This window comes from Tropicimonas aquimaris (assembly GCF_042676185.1).
Lineage (GTDB): Bacteria > Pseudomonadota > Alphaproteobacteria > Rhodobacterales > Rhodobacteraceae > Tropicimonas > Tropicimonas aquimaris.
In genome coordinates this window covers 28,468-44,858 of the sequence record NZ_JBHTJT010000009.1, presented here as the reverse complement: position 1 = coordinate 44,858, position 16,391 = coordinate 28,468, and the positions used below count along the sequence as shown (strand labels likewise).

Here is a 16,391-nt window from a genome sequence, read left to right as displayed (position 1 = left end):
GTTCGCCATTCTCTGTCCTCCGTTTCCTAAACATAACGGTGGACCAGTTCAGATGGGGCACTCCAAGCGGACCTCGGGCTCCACTGCGGCAGAAGTCATACTGATTGTTCGGCTAGCCTGCATTTTTTTGGTGCAGCCAGATATCTCCTCCGTACCTCATGCTCTTCCTTGATGAGGGTCAACGCCGCTTGGATGGAAAGATGATAGATATCCCGAGGGAGAGTTCTTGCGCCGCTCCGGTGATAAAGAACGCGCGGAGCGCGTGGGAGGCCAGTCCCAAGGCAACAAAGAAGGAGTGGGGCGAATGCCGGATTCTGCAGCCACCAGCTACAATACGGTACGGGAGGTCGTTGCTGTCTTTCACGACGCAAGAAAGCTCGAAGCAGCGGCAGACGAACTTGTTCTGGCGGGCTTTTCGCAAAGCCGCCTGAATGTGATAGGGGACCAAAAATCGATCGCGAGAAGGCTTGGCCACCATTTTGAGCCGGTCGAGGTAATGGAAGACGACCCACGCGTGCCTCAGCAAGCCTTCGTCTTCAAATCCGACCGGATGACGGCAGAAACCGCCCTGTTCGGGCTTCCACTATACGTAGGTGCCATGGGCGGCGCAGTGTTGGTGGTGGCGAGCGGTGGTGCCCTTGGGGCAGTGCTTCTGGGGGCGGCCGCCGGCGGGGCCGTTGGGGGCGGGCTTGGCGCCGTTCTTGCTCAGGCTGTTGGCAAGGCACATGCTGACGAAATGGAGACTCATCTTCGCGCGGGCGGGATCCTGTTCTGGGTAGCAGTCAGTGACGACGTCGAAGAGAGCCGGGCCAGTGAGGTCCTGAAGAGGTGCGGCGGAGAGCATGTGCATGCCCACGTGATCGAGCGCACGTTCGGAGAAGAGCGGTTCAAGTACCGCAACCCTGACCCGTTTCTTGACTAGGACGCAGCATCGCTGCGGCTATGGGCCGCTCCGTCGCGAACGAGGCGGGTCATAGTTCCGTTTAGCGCGCGCCTCGAAAGGAACTGCGAAGAGCTTCTATAGAAGAGCTTCTATAGGCGTCTGCGGGATTCCCTGGCCTGCGGCATCCGCGTTGCAAGCCCTTCCGATGGACTGGTTTCGCCAGCCGGCCTCGGATGTCTTGGTGCCGGGCAAGGTCCCGGCGTAACTGATAAAATCAGCGCACGACACCAGACCTTGCAACTGATCGAAGGGCAGAGACTCTGACAACGGCCGACGGCGCGTTGGGTCGCACGTCACAGGATTGGAACGTCAAACGCATCCCTGAAAACGACAACAAGCATGTCGTCGATCATTATCAGCAGGATGTTCTTGGCATGTCTTGGGGCAGGCCTCTCCTTCTCCCCAGCTGCAACATTCTGAGTTGTAGATGAGCCTTTTCCCGGAGGCCATGATTTCAGTCATGTCTCGCGCTTTACCGAATGCGATCCACACAATCATCTGACGCTCTGACCACATCTCTCGATCGGATAGCTCGCTGGCGTGGAAATTCGGCCTGCGCCGCTGGTGCGCCAAGAAGAGATTGAGCGCTGATTCCTCGGCAAGGAGCCCCCGTACTACGCTTCGTAGAAAATGCCACGAACACGCGCAGCAGTTTCCATGTCCGGACATCGCGCTATTTTAGCACGACAGGGAGTACGACAATGCAAATTGGCAAGGCCGGCAAGGCAACCACATCCATTTCGACAGCGACCCCGGACGCGATCACCGTCCGCAACCATGACTTGGTCAACGAACTCATGGGCCATGTGAGCTTCACCGAGTATTTCTTCTTACTGACCACCGGTCGCAGGCCGACGGAAGATCAGACGTTCTTTCTGGATCTCCTGCTGGTATCGATTGCCGAGCATGGTCTGGTTCCCACCAACCAGGCGGCGCGCATGACCTATGCAGCTGATCCCGATTTTCTTCAGGGGGCTGTGGCAGCAGGGCTGCTAGGATGCGGCAAGGTCATCCTCGGGACGACAGAGATCGCAGGTGCATTCCTGCGCGAGACGCATCAACGCCTCGCCGAAGAAGGAGAAACACTCGACGATTTAATCGTTCAGGCCAGGGATGCGGGCCGACGTCTGCCGGGATTTGGGCACCCGCTCCACAAGCCCGTCGATCCGCGCGCGCAGCGGATCCTTTCCCTGGCCGAAGAGCGCGGTGTCGCGAAGACCTATGTGCCGCTTGCGAGAGATATCGAGGATGCGGTCAACCGCCTCTGGTCGAAGCCGTTGCCGATGAATGTGTCTTTCGCCATTCCTGCGGTCCTGCTCGATCTCGACTTCCCGGTCTCGGTGCTGAAAGGGATCCCGATACTTGCCCGCACGGCAAGCTTGCTGGCGCATCTCGCGGAGGAGAACCAGACCCCAATCGGCTTCACACTGGCACATCACGCGGAGATGGGGATCACCTTTGAGCCTCAGCCGGTACCAAAATGAGCGCGATGGCTGGGATCGACTTTCCGTGGGACCAGCAACGTTCCCATGATGAAGATGCTTACAGGGCTCAGCTCGACTATTTGCTGGGTTATTCGAAATTCTATCGGGACAAACTCGCGACGGTGGGTATTTCCTCCGCCCGGGACGCCGGAGGGCTCGACAACCTGCGAAACCTTCCGTTCACGGAGAAGGACGAGCTTCGCGAGTCCCGTGACGAACAGCATCCGATCGGAACCCACCTTTCCGCACCCATGGAGGAGGTGGTACGGATCTATTCGACAAGCGGAACCACGGGGACGCCGAGCTACATCCCCTTGACGGCGGATGACTTGGCCAACTGGGTCGAGATTTCCTGCAGATCCTACGGGGCGAGCGGAATTACGGCCGGCGAACGCATGGTGACGACATACAACGCGGGTCCGTTCGTTGCCGGTGTGACGCTGGATGCCTTCGCGCGCCTGGGCGTGTGCCACATCCCGGTTGGCGCCGGAAACACCGAGCGATTGATGTCTGCCGTGCAACTCCTGAAACCCACCGTGCTTGGCTGCACGCCGTCCTATGCATTGTACCTGGCTGAATGGGCGGCGGACCGCGAGATCGACACGGCGTCCTCGTCCGTCAACAAGATCCTTGTCGCTGGTGAACCCGGTGGTGGCGAGCCCGCAATGAGGGCGCGCCTCGAAGCGGCCTGGGGCGCGCGGGTAACCGAAGCAATGGGGATCGGCGACATCTCGGTCTCGCTTTGGGGGGAATGCACCGAGCAGAACGGCATGCACTTTTCCGGTGCAGGCTTTGTGCATTTCGAATTGATCGATCCGGAAACCGGAGATCCGGTGCGCATGGTGGACGGCGCAGAGGGCGAGTTGGTCTATACGCATCTGAAGCACAGAGCGGCTCCGCTTCTGCGTTTCCGATCTCGTGATCGGGTGCGAATGTCGGTCGGACGGTGTTCCTGCGGTCGGACGACGCCGAGAGTCCGCTGCATAGGTAGAACCGATGATCTGCTGATCGTCCGGGGTGTGAACGTGTTTCCGTCCGCTGTCCGGGACGTGGTCGGCAAGATGGGCGAGCGCCTGAGTGGAACAATCTCGATCCGCCCGAAGGCCAAAGGGGTGAAACAGTCCCCCCCGCTGTCCGTTGTGGTCGAACTCTCGCGGGGAGCAGACCCCGATCCGGGGCTTGCATCCCGCATTCGCCAACGCCTCCGCGACGAACTCGTCGTGACTACGGAGATCGAGCTTGTGCCGTTCGGCACGTTGCCAAGAACGGACTACAAGTCAAAGCTGGTCGACTGGTCCGGAGCCAGTTGATCGAAGAAATCGGGAGAGAACCATGTCGCAAGCCAATGAAATCAGAAAGATTCAGACCCAGGGCGTTCACCATATCACGATCATCGGCGCGGACCGTCAGACCTCGATCGACTTTTGGGAAGGTGTCCTTGGCATGCCTTTCATCTTCGATCAGCCAAATCTCGACGACCCGAACGAGGGGCACCTTTACTTCGACCCCGGTGACGGTCGGCTGATCACGATCTTCACCAACGAAGACCGCAAGCCCGATGCCATGCCGGTGCCCGAGGCGATCGGGTCCCTTCACCATCTTGCGCTCAATGTCAGCCAAGCGACGTTCTGGCAGGTCGCCGAACGACTGGATGCGCGTGGGGTCCCGCATTCCGGCCCGGTGGATCGGGGCTTCATGGACTCGATCTATTTCCGGGATCCGCTGGGTCTTCGGCTCGAACTCGCAAGCTACAGGTTCGAGCCGCCCGAGGGCTGCCGCCACGCCGACGTGATGATCGAGGCCCACAAGATCCGTGTGGCGCGCGGCGATCATCACATCGATCGTGCGCATCTGGCGGATGCGATCGAACTGCTCGTGGATCGTCGGCAAGCCTCACTTTCCGAAGACCGGTCGCCACGGAAGTCCTACTAGAGAGCGAGTGACGCAGGAGCGTGTTGGCAGCCAAACAAACTCGGCCAGGCAGCGAAAGGAGAAAGGCCTAGCAGCGAGAGGCCGGGCCTTCGTACCCATGTGGCTCCCGGACAGGATTCTGCAGAAAGCCAGGCCATGGCCAACCAAATGGACCGCGGCAACAAGCTTTGGGGGCAACTATCTGGCAACTCTACCGGACCGATCGGATCAGGCTTGCCGCGACCACAGACCGGCCCGCGGTCCAATCGGAAAGGCCGCGAGATGATTGGGTTCCTGCCGGATTCCAACAAACGTTTATACTCGTGGGTCCAGCAGGGGCACTTGCGCTTGGCACAGTGCCGAGTTCCTTCTAAAACCAGAAACATACTGAGAAACGTTGGGAGGAAGCAATGAAACCAATCCGTTACGCTGTCATCGCGACTGCTGCCGCGGCGCTCGCCCTCGCGGCCGGTGTCGCCGCCGCACAAGAGCGCGTGACTTTCAAGTCTGCGAAGTCGACCTCGTCCTACTACCAAATGGCCGTGCAGGTTGCCGAAGCGATGAAGGCCGGCAGCGACGGCGGGATCATTGTTACGGTCGAGGAAAGCCAGGGCTCGGTTCAGAACGTCATGGAAGTGAAGGCCCGCGGCGCGGATTACGTCTTCACCACGCCGCCTTCGCTGGTCGGACTGGCCCAAGGTGGAAAGGCGATGTTCGAAGGCAAGGGAGACCCGGCCTTTGACGAGATCCGGGCCTTGTTCCCGATCCCGTCGCTTACCATGCATTTCGTCATGTCCGGCGCGAGCGGCGTGACCGACTTCGCGGGGATGGAGGGCAAGACGATCCTGCTCGGCAAGGGGTCCTTCGGCGCGCGCGAAGGCGAGAAGTACCTGCAGCTCTTCGGGCTGGAGGGTAAGGTCGAGCTCGCCGAGGTCGAACTGTCGAACGCTGTTTCCGCGCTCAAGAACGGGCAGATCGACGGGTTCGTTACGGCAGGCTCCTACCCGGCACCCAACGTGATCGAGGCCGCCGCGAGCGTGGGCGTAAACGTCCTGTCGCTGACCGACGATCAGATCGCAGAGAGCAAGCGGACGCGGCTTGTCATCCCCGCCGGCACCTATGCCGGGCAGGAGAGCGACATCGTGACGACGTCGCTTCCCGTGGTGGCCTACACCACCACCAAGATGAGCGACGACGTGGCCTACGAACTGACCAAGACGTTCTGGGAAGAGCGCGAGGCGATGGGCGCCGGCGCTCCCTGGTGGCTGGGCGTCGACGAAAGCCTGATGCCCACGATCACCGGCAAGATCCACGCCGGCGCGCTGCGCTACTACAAGGAAGCCGGCTTCACGCTGACGGACGCGAACATGTAAACGACACCCGCCCGGAGGCCGCTCTGGCCTCCGGGCAATCTGCCCTTTTCCGGATATCTCATGCGACTTGTCGCCTTTGCCGCAGCGCTTTTGCTCGTGGCCTACCACCTTGGTCTGATTTTCTCAGGCCTTGTTCCAAACCTCGTGAGCCGACCGCTGCACCTCGCGCTTGCGCTCCCATGGATCCTGCTGGTGGCCGATCAGTCCCGCTTCATGTGGGTGACGGGGCTCGTGCTGACGGTTCTCGGCGTCGGGGCATGTCTTTGGATCGCGTGGTCGCATGACATTCTTGCGGACCAGTATGGCTTCCTCGAAGGTCCTGGACAGACGGCGATTGCAGTGGTCCTTCTCGCCGTTGTCCTCGAGGCGGCCCGCCGCGCGATCGGCTGGCCGTTGCCCCTGGTTGCATCACTCGCGCTTGCCTACGGTCTTTGGGGCCAGCACATCCCCGGCGAATTCGGTCACTCGGGGACGCCGCTGGCAAGCTTCCTGGGCACGCTGACCATCGCCGAAGGTGGCATCTGGGGCAGTCTGACCGGGGTCTCGGTCAACGTCGTGGCGATCTTTGTGATCTTCGGGGCCGTCCTCAATGCGGGTGAGGCGGGGCAGGGGTTCATGAATCTCGCGGCCGCGGCGGCGGGGCGGCTGAAAGGCGGAGCGGCCAAGGTCTCGGTTCTGTCTTCCGCGTTCTTCGGATCGATCTCCGGATCGGCTTCCGCCAATGTCGCCTCGACCGGCGCCATCACGCTCCCGGCCATGACCCGGCTCGGCTATCCCAAAAGGCTCGCGGCGGCGGTCGAGGCCGTGGCCTCCTCAGGCGGGCAGATCATGCCCCCGCTCATGGGCGCCGGCGCCTTCGTGATGGTCGAGCTAACGGGCACTCCCTACACCTCTGTCATGGCGGCGGCCCTCTTGCCCGCGTTCCTGTATTTCCTCGCTGTCTGGGTTGGGGTGAACGCCTATGCCGACCGTTTCGCGCTGCGGGGCATCGATGCCGATGACCGGCCCGGGCTGCGCGATGTCATCATCACCACGGGTTTTTTCGCGGTCCCCTTCGGCGTTCTTCTCTGGGGCATGTTCGGCCTGAAGGTGACCCCGCAATACGCGGCGAGCCTCGCGATCCTCACCGCTTTCGTCCTCCTCTTCTTCAACGCACGCGGCCTGGGCTCCCCTTCGGAGACCGTTCTGCGGATCGAGAAAGCGCTTCTCGCAGCAGCGCGCCAGGTGTCGATAATCGCCGCGATCATCGTTTGTGCCGCGATCATCATCGGCGTGCTGTCGATCACCGGGCTTGGCGTCAAGATCACCTCGCTCATCCTGTCGGGGTCCGGCGGGATGCTTTGGCCGGCCCTTCTCCTGACGGCGCTGGCCTGCCTTGTCCTCGGGATGGAGGTTCCGACCACGGCGGCCTACGTGATCTGCGTGTCCGTTGCCGGCCCGGCGCTGATCGAGCTTGGTCTCGACCCGCTGCAGGCCCATCTCTTCGTCTTCTGGTTTGCGCTCCTCTCGACGATCACTCCACCGGTCTGCGGCGCGGTCTTCATCGCCGCAGGCATGATCGAAGAGAACTGGCTCAAGGTCGCCATCACCGCGATGAGCCTCGGCTTCGGGCTGTACATCATACCGCTGGCGATGGTCGCCAATCCGGCCCTGATCGCGCTGGAACACAAACCGGTCCTGGCGTTGCTGGCCACGCTCCGCATCGGTCTGGGGTTGGCTCTCATTTCGGTTGGACTCGTGGGCGCGCGTTCCTTGCCGGTCCGGGCCGGCTATCTCTGCCTCGGGCTGGTCCTTGCATTCTCGGGCAGTTTGCTAAGCGCGATCTGACCGGAGCCGGCGTAGAACGGCTGCACAAACCGAGAATTGAACGTGTCCACGGGAACACGGGCTGTTCAGAACTTCGGTTCTTCGCAGGGGTAGGGCCGTCCATCCGGAAGCTTGCAAATCGTCGTCAGGAAATCAGACGCCAGCGCACCATGTTGGGGGAGGCTATGGGTGTCGTCCTGTCGATCAAGGTAGTCGCTGCATGCGGCAAGATAGTACGACTGTCGACGCCAGTCGGACACGTACCATTGGGCGAAAGCCTGCGCTGCGGCGTGCATCGGATCGCCCGTCTCCGTCATTGTGCGTTCGTAGACTGCGGCCAGATCCGCATGCGTTGGCCATGCTGCAAGCGCGTCCCACACGCCGGGGGCGCCGGCCTCTCGCAAGCTCCATCCGACAACGAGGCTGATCGCGCTTGCATCGGCTTCGAGCGCCAGCGTCATGCGAGCAACCGCCTTCATCGAGTTGTCCGGTGCCGGACAAGTCCCCGAATGGACCTGGTGAAGGTGACGGACCTCGTGGAGGACCACCGCGCGCATCATGTCCAGAGACAGGCCTTCCCGCAGAACAATCGCGTTGCCATCCACGTCGAAATAGCCCTCGGCGCCGAAGATCTTCTCCGCGAGACAGATCCTTGGCGCGCTCTCTTCCAGCGAAAACAGAAGATCCGGATGGCGGGCAAGGGCGGTCCGGAGCCAGTCCGCCAGCGCTTGTATCCGGGCTTCGTGATCCGTCGTCGCCCGGTCGTAGGGGGCGTGCAGACACACGACCTGATGCCCGCCAACAACGTCAGCGATCGCTTGCGTTGATGAGCACACAAGTGCGATGCCTGCCAGCCTGGAAATCCAACTCATGCGCACCCCATCACAACCGACGCGGCATGATTTTTGCAGATCGAGGGGAATTCTCAAAGAGCCGAGCGACACCAGAGCGATCAGGTCTTCCCCGCATTCCGATACCTGTCGATCACGTCTTTCAGGTCCGTCGACGAGATCTCGAGGCACCAAGTTGCTATCATTAGATGGTTTGGCCCGACACGTTTGTGCATTGCCTTCACCAGCTTCTGTTCGACAGGAACCGTGTAGGATTTCGAGAAGCTGGGGCGCAGCGTCAGTATCACGAAATCGCCTCGACGGACGCAGTTCCGGACCGCTGTCCACGGAATTTCGGTGCGGTTGATTCGAAGGTCGACCAGGCCAGACCTGCGAATCCGCAAGGGGGCGCCGAATGGAACAATCAGGCGCCAGATCGCAATGCAGAGCAGGAAGGATGCCAGCGGGAGAATGACGAAGGAGTCACTGCGGAACCTGCGATCCCGGTAGCCGTCGACTTCCATCTGCACACCATAGGCCGATGCCGCTATCAGCAGCAGACCGATGGCGACCAGCCCGACGGTCCTCGGCCAATCGCGTTCAACGCTAAATTCCTCCGATATTGGTATGTCTGATGCCATCGGTTGCTTCCGAGGCTACGGCTCTTTCCGCTCTCCGCCAAATGGAAACCCTCTGAGACCTAGTTCCATATCGGGACTGCAATTCGTTGCTCCGGCCTGGCTGGCGACCGGAAGGGGGAAGCGCTCGCCGCGTTGAGCTGCGGAGATCTATCCTCGAGATCAGATTCCACTTCGGACTGAAGCGCGCAACTCGGGATGGAGTATCCAGTTTCCAGGGTCTTCGTCGTTGCGCGCAATGCCCCTGAAACCGAGGATTGAGGTGCCTTCCAGACCGTTGGAAGGTCCGTTCGAAACCGTCTCCGCAGAAAGATAATTGGCAATCAGCATTCCAGCGCCGGCGAAAGACCGATTGGCGGATGCCTGTGACTTGTACCCCGCCGCGTACGCCATGCGTGCGTCCGTCATTCCGTCTTCGCCGGCGAGAGACAGTGCCGCCAGCATCGCGCGCTGCGGTCTCGACAGGGCGATTTGACCGATCGCTTCGCGGTATTCCTCGGTGCTCGGCACGGCCAGACCCGTTCGCGGATCGGTTCTGCGCTGTGCGGTTCTGCGGTCCTCCCGAGCATTGATGACCTCGAGCAGGTTCGCGATTGCCGCCTCTTCCGTTGCGCCGCGCGCCTCGGCGATCAGTCCGCGTGCCTGCGTCGGCGGTTTGGGAAACGCGCGTGCAACGAATTCCCCGGCGAGGTAGCCTGACTTGATCTGATATCGGCCGTGCTCGCCGACGAGGACCGCCGGGACCTTTTCCTTGTTGCGCGCCTTGGTTTTCTTCTTGCTCTTAACCTTGAAGACGTCATGGCTCATATCGTAGCTGCCTGCTGTGCTGGAACGTGTCATCGTTGATCTTCTCCTCGATGGTGAAATGTCATGTCCTTTGCGTCAGCCTCAGGCCGGCAGCCTCCGAGCCTCGGCGAAAGAGACCAGTCGCCGGCTCTCTTCGTCCCAAAGAGAGAGGCTTGCGCAATGCAGGCTTTCGCGAAGCGTGAGACGCCCTGTATCGGCGAGCGCGTCATGGTCCCGAAGGACTTCGGGCAAACGGTAGAACGGAATCCTGCTGGCAAGGTGGTGAACGTGATGGACCCCGATATTCGCCGTGATCCAGTTCAGGACCGTGGGCAAAACGTAGTGAGACGAACCGTGTAAGGCTGCGTCCTGCACCGACCAATCGTCTTCGTCGGCCCAGGACGTTTCCTCAAACTGGTGTTGGACGTAGAACAGCCACATGCCGGCCGAGGCCGCGAGCATCATCATCGGCAAGTAGACGCAGAGCAGGACCTGCAAGCCGCCAAGCAGGTAAAGCCCACCAAGCATGAACAAGACCACGGCATTCGTGCCAAGCGCACTTGCCCAATAGCGCCACCCGGACCGCATGAGGCCCATAGGGATACGATTCTGGAGGAAGAAAGTGTAGAAAGGGATCACCCCGAACAGGATCGCGGGATGCCGCATCAGGCGATACAGGCAACGGCCAACAAGCGGCTTTGCGCGGTACTCCGAAACTGTGAGCGTCGGAATATCTCCGACGCCGCGGCGGTCGAGATTTCCGGTCGTTGCATGGTGAATGGCATGGTTTCTCCTCCACACACCATACGGCGTCAGAGTCAGCACGCCGATCGTCCGGCCAACCCAGTCATTCCATCGACGGCTGCCAAAGAAGGCTCCATGGCCACAATCGTGCTGGACCATGAAAAGGCGCACCACAAAGGCTGCGTTCGCCAGCGACAGCGCGACGGAGATCCAGAGGCTGACTGACAATGCAGCCCATGCGGCGGCAAAGATCGCCATGAATGGTAGCGCCGTCACAGCCAGTTCGAAGCGGCTCCGCGCCGAATTCGGGATGCGATAGGCTGCGAGACGTCGTGTCCATTCGGCCGCTCCGCCAGAGGTGACGGCCAAAACGGGTTCACTGGCGGGAGACAGCCGTCGCTGTGGCTGGCTGGGTTCCGGGCGCCCATCAGGGCACCCGGTCACACTCGTTTCATGCGAGCGCGAGATTGGTCGCGCTTTCGCGGCCGTCGCGGCCGGCCTCTACGTCGAAGGTCACCTTCTGGGCGTCGGCCAGGCCGGTGAGGCCCGCACGCTCAACAGCCGAGATGTGGACGAAGATGTCCTTGCCGCCGGACTCGGGCTCGATAAAGCCGAAGCCTTTGGACGTATTGAACCATTTCACGGTGCCATTGGCCATATCCGTGGTCTCCTGTTCTGAATGCTGCCCGCACAGCGCGGCAGCCCGGCAAAGTCAGCTCGAATCGATCAACTGATGCCGGGTGAACGGAGGCAGAGGTTCGCAGAGAATAACGTTAGCTCTACAGAGGTGGGGCTTCGAGGAGAGAGAAACAAGTGCGGTCCGGCCTGGAAATTTCTTTTCGTCAAAATGCGCATTTCGAATGCAATGATTGACAATGCAGGCGCGAGGCCCCATGTTTTTATTACGTCATAGCCCTGCCGCGTGAGCAGGCGGCCTCAAGGTCGCCCCCGGCCGTGATGGACAGTTTTCCCAAATCACGAAGGGAGACCCCGCTTCGGGCAGATGTTGGCTCGGCCTTGTGTCGTGTGCGGTTGCCCCGGGTACATCTCAGCCGTCCAAGCGCAGAGGCGCCTGGCGGAGCCACCGGATCGAGGTCCGGAAACGGACCGTATGGGAATTTCGAAGAACTCGGACTCAGTGCCTGCCTCACCTGACGGCTCGAAGGCCTTCATACCACGAGGCCGGGACCCATTCAGAAGACAACGAATTCACGCGCCTTTGAGGGGCGTGGAGGTGGAGCGATTACGTTGTGCGCTGTGGACGAGGTGGCAAGGCTCACGGCCGTCGAGAGATTGCTTGCTATTCGCCTCGATGCCGCTGGCGGTCGCCGCTGGGACCAACAGTGCGAGAAGCCGAAACAACAGGGCGAGCTGCGGCCGTGCCGACGCGCTGGAGGAGATACGGAGAGCATGGCTGACAGAGACCATGCCGGCCGGAGCGTGGCGCAAGACGGGAAACGGCGCGAAATGCCGAAACCTGACTGCGTGACCGAACGATATTCATAGCGAGGCGGCGCTCTCTCCGCAGGAGGACAAGATATGAACACTCCCGAATGGCTCAAGCCGGGCATAAAAGGTGCCCTGATCGGCGCCGTTTTCGTTGCCATCGTCGGTTTTGCCTGGGGCGGCTGGGTGACCGGCGGGACCGCGCGTGACATGGCGATGAAGATCTCACGTGATGACGTCGTTTCGGCAATGGTGCCTGTTTGCCTCGATATTGCCCGAACCGATCCGGAGCGCGTGGAAAAGCTGGCGACGATCCGTGCCGCTTCGACCTACCAACGTCGAGATGCGGTGATGAAGGCCGGATGGGCAACCGTTCCGGGGGCCGAGGCGCCCGACCGGGAGATTGCCCAGGCGTGTCTGGCGTCTCTGGATTTGAATGTAACCCCGGAGAGCGCCCCTACCGCGGTTGACGAAGGATGAGCCGCGCCCTTTCCATCTGCTGGTCGAAGGCTCTCCGGCCAGGTCCGTTTGCGAGGATGGCTGCCTTGGCGGGCATGATTGCCTTCCTTGCGTTTCCTGTCCTTGCGCAGGACGGCACCGGACCGCTACCGGAGAATGCAGAGGCGCGTGACTATGGCGGCGGCTGGGACTGTGACCTTGGATACCGTGTGGAGGGTGCAGAGTGCCTCGCCATCGATACTCCCGAGAATGCCTTTCCGACAGGGCGGTCGTATGGCTCGGGCTGGGCGTGTCGGCGCGGATACCAAGAGGTCGGTGGCACGGCCTGCAAGCCGATCTCAATACCAACCAACGCTTTCCTGCATTCGTCTGGCTACGACTGGCAGTGTGAACGCGGGTTCCGGCGGGACGGGGAGAGCTGTGTCCTCATCGTCTTGCCCGATCATGCATATCTTACGAATGACCCTTCGGAATCCGGTTGGAAATGCGCGCGTGGCTATACGGCAAAGGCCGGCAACTGCATTCCAATTGCCGTGCCGGAGAACGGCTATCTCACCAATGCGGACTACGGGGCCGCTTGGGCCTGCGAGAGGGGATTTCGAAAAGTCGACGGCCGCTGCGATCCCGTTCCAGTGCCGGCAAATGCCTTTCTCGACCCGGACTCATACGGACCGGGATGGCGCTGCGAGCGCGGATATGAGGCCAAGGGCAACGCATGTGTAGCGATCAATTTGCCGGCGAACGCGCATTTCGACCGGTCCGGCAACCGGTGGCGATGCGACCGCAGCTTTCAACTCTCGGATGGGGAGTGTGTTCTTGGACGATAGTTCTCCCAATCCAGCCCGTTCCGGAATGTCCGGTATACGTATGCACATCGGATGCCGCCTGAGTTACCAGTTCACTGGACCGACGCCGCTCATTGCCATGCTGAATGTGCACTACTCGCGGTTCGGCGACCTGGAACGGGCCGACTATCTGGTGACGTCGCCCAGCGTGCCACTCGAAAGCTATCGCGACGGGTTCGGAAACTGGTGCACGCGGCTGGTGGCGCCAGCCGGCGACTTCACCCTAAGCTCCGACGGCATCTTCCGCGACTCTGGCCGGCCCGATGCGTTCGCGCCTGAGGCGGCGCAGCATGCGGTTCAAGACCTGCCTTTCGAGACGCTCGTGAATCTTCTGGGCAGCCGCTACTGCGACACGGATCTTCTGTCGGACGAAGCCTGGCGCATGTTCGAGAACACGGCGCCAGGATGGGCACGCGTTCAAGCGATCTGCGATTTCGTTCACGAAGCCGTCTCGTTCGACTATATGCAGGCAAGCGCAACTCGCACAGCGTCCGAAACGTTGGCCGGGCGGCAGGGCGTCTGCCGCGATTTCACACATGTCGCAATCGCCCTTTGCCGCTGCATGAACATCCCGGCCCGCTACTGCACGGGCTATCTGAGCGATATCGGCGAGCCGGAGCCCTATCCGCCTGGCGACTTCGCCGCGTGGATGGAGGTTTTTCTCGGCGGTCGCTGGTGGGTGTTTGACCCTCGAAACAACACGAGGCGCACCGGGAGGGTTCTGATCGCCCGAGGGCGGGACGCGGCTGATGTGCCTCTGACACAGACTTTCGGGCCGAACACTCTAACTCAGTTCGAGGTATGGATACGCAACGCGGAAGACGCTCCGACGGAAGCGCCGTCCGATACCCGCAATTGAATAGCAGCGCTCCGTCGTCGTCAGGTTTTGTCCATTCGCCATCGGTTCACCCGGTCGGGCGAGTTCAACGAGTTTCGAAACAGTGACGCCTGCCCACCGCGCGACGCATACCCTGGCGTCCGTCCCACGAACGAAACGTAGCTGACGACAAGACTACAGCCCACGCCCCACTATCCGGCTGGACATCCGTGGTCACAATTCATCCTGGAGATATCCAATGATTTCTTCGATCAAGACGACCGCGGTTTTTCTGCGACCGTTCGAACTCCCCAGTTTCAACGAGAGCCTACCGCCCGGCGAATACGACATCGAGACCGAGATCCTCGAACCTTTGGACACGATCGATCTCGGTACATGGACCTCTTCGGTACTGATACACCTGAAGCCCCAGTCGTCGCGCCCCGGCCTGAGCCGGACGCTGACCGTTCCACTTGCAGAGCTGGAACATGCCGTTGCAAAGGACAAGCTCACCGGCAAGCCCCTCAAGGATTTCTTCCTCGAGGAGATGCTCGCCGATCCGATGATCGGTCTCGTCATGCAGGCTGATGGCGTTACCGAGTCCGAGTTGCGTGAGTTCTACCGGGTCCGATCCGGTGGAGAAACCGGCGGTGCAGAGCAGAGGCAAGACCTGGCTACGCCGCACGAGACCGATGGGTTTGATGATCGCCGCCTCCGGACGGGAACCTCTCGACCGGGGATCGGCGAATGATGGCCATGTGCCAGATGATCGTCCAACAATTCCGTGGCACCCCCGATCGGACGCCGTCGTGAGGACCTTGCCGTGACAGACGACCCAATCGAACTCGACGGTCGCAGGACCGCTGCTGGAAAGATCGAGATCAAGCTGCGGCGGCATTCCGCAAACAACCGTTCGAGCCCCAAAACGGTTGGTCAGCCTCACCTCGAAAGTCTGGAAGAGCAAATGATGGCCGAGCCGGTGCCGACCTGGATAGAAACTATGGAGAGATGCCGACTTCTTCTTGATCGCTATGCCGCGTCACCAGACGGACAGGCTCCCCGGACCCGGGAAATGATCGAGCGTGCCCTCGACGAAATTGCACACCTGATAAAACATCAAGAGCAGGAGCCATGATCGACACGGAAGAGTCCGTTCGATCGATCGTCAGAGCGCGACACGACGTAGCTGCCGAACGCGGCTGCCTTAGCTGCAAGGCCACCCTCTGAGCGGAGGGGGGGCCACCGCGTCTGTGCCCGTTGTAAGCGCACCTTTTCCAGGCGTACCGCGGCGCCGGGAAGCACCGGGCTGTCTGTTCCCCCAATACCGGGCCATTGTTTGGACCAGGAAAGGGGAACGGCGACCTTCACCCTGTTTCTGGTCCCGTCGTCATCCGCCGTGCAATCCGCCGATGTGGCATTGATGGCGGAGCTCCTTGCTGATCGTGCTCCGAGGGAGCCGATCTCAGATCAAGAAGCGACACGGTAGGAGGGGGCAGAACTCCGGTTACGCAGTGACTGTGCTAACTCATTTTTTCAAGGCAGCATCTTCTGGACCAGCACAGGCCGGTCACGACCAGTTTGCCTCATGTTCCAGCACATCGGTTGGGCCAAGGCCACACCAATAGCAGACCGCAGCCAGAGCAAGCGCCCGCCGGTTCCTTGCGAAGCGGATCTCGGAATAAATATCATAGGCTTCGTCTGTCGGTCGCGGATCCGTGGGAGCGGGGCCGAGACGCGCGATCAGTTTGGCCAGTTCGGAGCGAACATTGCTTTTGAGCTGATTATCTTTCATTTTTTCCATTCATGTATTGTGGGCAGCGCTGGTCTTGCAGCGCCGTCTGGTAAAACCTGTGGTGGGTAGGAAGAGGGCGTCTCAGCTCTCGGCGGCAATAGAACCGCGTCGGGAGTCTGTCGGGTCAGTTGCCGGCGAAACGTCAGCAAGTGCGACCCACTTCAATGCCACTGCGATGATCATGAGGAGCACGAGCAGGATCTGCGGTGCGAGATCGGCATTGCGATGCTTCACACTGGTCTTTCCGTGTGAAGCGTCCGTCTTCTTCGGGTGAGCATCGGGGCGCTCAGAAAGCGCCCCGGCTGATCAAGCAAGGGCCACGTTGGTCGCGGCGTCGCGCCCGTCTCGCCCGGTCTCGGTGTCGAAGGTCACTTTCTGACCATCGTCGAGAGCCGAAATGCCGGCGCGTTCGAGCGCGCTGATGTGAACAAACACGTCGCGCTTGCCCCCTTCAGGCTCGATAAAGCCGAAACCTTTGGTGGAATTGAACCATTTCACGGTGCCATTGGCCATCGTG

General features: G+C 61.1%; 18 protein-coding genes. 11 read left to right on the top strand and 7 right to left on the bottom strand.

Annotated elements, in window-relative coordinates; translation table 11 throughout:
* Positions 1–304: 304 nt before the first annotated feature.
* The 6 genes from ACFQ2S_RS10150 (at position 305) to ACFQ2S_RS10125 (ending at position 7,538) form a co-directional block, all read left to right on the top strand.
* Positions 305–922, top strand: coding sequence for a hypothetical protein (locus tag ACFQ2S_RS10150; RefSeq protein WP_386074352.1), 618 nt, complete (start codon positions 305–307; stop codon positions 920–922).
* A gap of 722 nt (positions 923–1,644) precedes the next feature.
* Positions 1,645–2,427, top strand: coding sequence for a citryl-CoA lyase (locus ACFQ2S_RS10145; protein ID WP_386074351.1), 783 nt, complete (start codon positions 1,645–1,647; stop codon positions 2,425–2,427).
* A gap of 5 nt (positions 2,428–2,432) precedes the next feature.
* Positions 2,433–3,737: a phenylacetate--CoA ligase family protein gene (locus ACFQ2S_RS10140; protein ID WP_386074350.1), complete on the top strand. Its 1,305-nt coding sequence runs from the start codon at positions 2,433–2,435 to the stop codon at positions 3,735–3,737.
* Positions 3,738–3,777: 40 nt separating this feature from the next.
* A complete protein-coding gene (locus ACFQ2S_RS10135) occupies positions 3,778–4,359 on the top strand; it encodes a VOC family protein (protein WP_386074354.1) in 582 nt (193 codons plus the stop codon).
* Between the two features lie 389 nt (positions 4,360–4,748).
* Positions 4,749–5,711, top strand: coding sequence for a TAXI family TRAP transporter solute-binding subunit (locus tag ACFQ2S_RS10130; RefSeq protein ID WP_386074349.1), 963 nt, complete (start codon positions 4,749–4,751; stop codon positions 5,709–5,711).
* Positions 5,712–5,771: 60 nt separating this feature from the next.
* On the top strand, positions 5,772–7,538 hold the full coding sequence (locus ACFQ2S_RS10125; RefSeq protein ID WP_386074348.1) for a TRAP transporter permease: 1,767 nt from the start codon (positions 5,772–5,774) through the stop codon (positions 7,536–7,538).
* Positions 7,539–7,603: 65 nt separating this feature from the next.
* Here ACFQ2S_RS10125 and ACFQ2S_RS10120 read toward each other — a convergent pair whose 3' ends face one another.
* The 5 genes from ACFQ2S_RS10120 to ACFQ2S_RS10100 form a co-directional block, all read right to left on the bottom strand.
* The gene (locus ACFQ2S_RS10120) at positions 7,604–8,539 is read right to left on the bottom strand and encodes a DUF6782 family putative metallopeptidase (protein ID WP_386074347.1); all 936 of its coding nucleotides are present in this window, start codon (positions 8,537–8,539) and stop codon (positions 7,604–7,606) included.
* The gene (locus tag ACFQ2S_RS10115) at positions 8,470–8,988 is read right to left on the bottom strand and encodes a hypothetical protein (protein WP_386074346.1); all 519 of its coding nucleotides are present in this window, start codon (positions 8,986–8,988) and stop codon (positions 8,470–8,472) included. The genes ACFQ2S_RS10120 and ACFQ2S_RS10115 overlap by 70 nt, the downstream gene beginning before the upstream one ends.
* A gap of 159 nt (positions 8,989–9,147) precedes the next feature.
* Positions 9,148–9,825 (bottom strand): hypothetical protein, encoded by a 678-nt coding sequence (locus tag ACFQ2S_RS10110; RefSeq protein WP_386074345.1) that lies wholly within the window; start codon positions 9,823–9,825, stop codon positions 9,148–9,150.
* Positions 9,826–9,873: 48 nt separating this feature from the next.
* Complete coding sequence (locus ACFQ2S_RS10105) at positions 9,874–10,773, bottom strand: fatty acid desaturase (RefSeq protein WP_386074344.1); 900 nt, start codon at positions 10,771–10,773, stop codon at positions 9,874–9,876.
* Between the two features lie 193 nt (positions 10,774–10,966).
* Complete coding sequence (locus tag ACFQ2S_RS10100) at positions 10,967–11,173, bottom strand: cold-shock protein (RefSeq protein WP_089235623.1); 207 nt, start codon at positions 11,171–11,173, stop codon at positions 10,967–10,969.
* A gap of 881 nt (positions 11,174–12,054) precedes the next feature.
* On the opposite strand from ACFQ2S_RS10100, the gene ACFQ2S_RS10095 reads away from it, so the two are divergent.
* From ACFQ2S_RS10095 to ACFQ2S_RS10075, 5 genes are all read left to right on the top strand, one after another.
* Positions 12,055–12,441 (top strand): hypothetical protein, encoded by a 387-nt coding sequence (locus ACFQ2S_RS10095; RefSeq protein WP_386074343.1) that lies wholly within the window; start codon positions 12,055–12,057, stop codon positions 12,439–12,441.
* Between the two features lie 65 nt (positions 12,442–12,506).
* The gene (locus ACFQ2S_RS10090) at positions 12,507–13,247 is read left to right on the top strand and encodes a hypothetical protein (protein WP_386074342.1); all 741 of its coding nucleotides are present in this window, start codon (positions 12,507–12,509) and stop codon (positions 13,245–13,247) included.
* A gap of 34 nt (positions 13,248–13,281) precedes the next feature.
* Positions 13,282–14,124, top strand: coding sequence for a transglutaminase-like domain-containing protein (locus ACFQ2S_RS10085; RefSeq protein ID WP_386074353.1), 843 nt, complete (start codon positions 13,282–13,284; stop codon positions 14,122–14,124).
* Positions 14,125–14,341: 217 nt separating this feature from the next.
* Complete coding sequence (locus tag ACFQ2S_RS10080) at positions 14,342–14,833, top strand: hypothetical protein (RefSeq protein ID WP_386074341.1); 492 nt, start codon at positions 14,342–14,344, stop codon at positions 14,831–14,833.
* A 72-nt stretch (positions 14,834–14,905) separates the two neighbouring features.
* Positions 14,906–15,217 carry a hypothetical protein gene (locus ACFQ2S_RS10075; protein ID WP_386074340.1) on the top strand — a complete coding sequence of 104 codons (312 nt, stop codon included), beginning with the start codon at positions 14,906–14,908 and terminating at the stop codon, positions 15,215–15,217.
* Positions 15,218–15,649: 432 nt separating this feature from the next.
* Here ACFQ2S_RS10075 and ACFQ2S_RS10070 read toward each other — a convergent pair whose 3' ends face one another.
* Together ACFQ2S_RS10070 and ACFQ2S_RS10065 are read right to left on the bottom strand one after the other, a co-directional pair.
* Entirely contained in the window at positions 15,650–15,883 is a 234-nt protein-coding gene (locus ACFQ2S_RS10070) for a hypothetical protein (RefSeq protein ID WP_386074339.1), read from the bottom strand.
* A gap of 297 nt (positions 15,884–16,180) precedes the next feature.
* The gene (locus ACFQ2S_RS10065) at positions 16,181–16,387 is read right to left on the bottom strand and encodes a cold-shock protein (protein ID WP_386074338.1); all 207 of its coding nucleotides are present in this window, start codon (positions 16,385–16,387) and stop codon (positions 16,181–16,183) included.
* Positions 16,388–16,391: the final 4 nt, after the last annotated feature.

Coding starts and splice junctions, on each gene's coding strand:
- ACFQ2S_RS10150 (WP_386074352.1), top strand. CDS start 305: ATGCCGGATTCTGCAGCCACCAGCTACAATACGGTACGGGAGGTCGTT.
- ACFQ2S_RS10145 (WP_386074351.1), top strand. CDS start 1,645: ATGCAAATTGGCAAGGCCGGCAAGGCAACCACATCCATTTCGACAGCG.
- ACFQ2S_RS10140 (WP_386074350.1), top strand. CDS start 2,433: ATGGCTGGGATCGACTTTCCGTGGGACCAGCAACGTTCCCATGATGAA.
- ACFQ2S_RS10130 (WP_386074349.1), top strand. CDS start 4,749: ATGAAACCAATCCGTTACGCTGTCATCGCGACTGCTGCCGCGGCGCTC.
- ACFQ2S_RS10125 (WP_386074348.1), top strand. CDS start 5,772: ATGCGACTTGTCGCCTTTGCCGCAGCGCTTTTGCTCGTGGCCTACCAC.
- ACFQ2S_RS10115 (WP_386074346.1), bottom strand. CDS start 8,988: ATGGCATCAGACATACCAATATCGGAGGAATTTAGCGTTGAACGCGAT.
- ACFQ2S_RS10110 (WP_386074345.1), bottom strand. CDS start 9,825: ATGACACGTTCCAGCACAGCAGGCAGCTACGATATGAGCCATGACGTC.
- ACFQ2S_RS10105 (WP_386074344.1), bottom strand. CDS start 10,773: ATGGCGATCTTTGCCGCCGCATGGGCTGCATTGTCAGTCAGCCTCTGG.
- ACFQ2S_RS10100 (WP_089235623.1), bottom strand. CDS start 11,173: ATGGCCAATGGCACCGTGAAATGGTTCAATACGTCCAAAGGCTTCGGC.
- ACFQ2S_RS10095 (WP_386074343.1), top strand. CDS start 12,055: ATGAACACTCCCGAATGGCTCAAGCCGGGCATAAAAGGTGCCCTGATC.
- ACFQ2S_RS10080 (WP_386074341.1), top strand. CDS start 14,342: ATGATTTCTTCGATCAAGACGACCGCGGTTTTTCTGCGACCGTTCGAA.
- ACFQ2S_RS10070 (WP_386074339.1), bottom strand. CDS start 15,883: ATGGAAAAAATGAAAGATAATCAGCTCAAAAGCAATGTTCGCTCCGAA.
- ACFQ2S_RS10065 (WP_386074338.1), bottom strand. CDS start 16,387: ATGGCCAATGGCACCGTGAAATGGTTCAATTCCACCAAAGGTTTCGGC.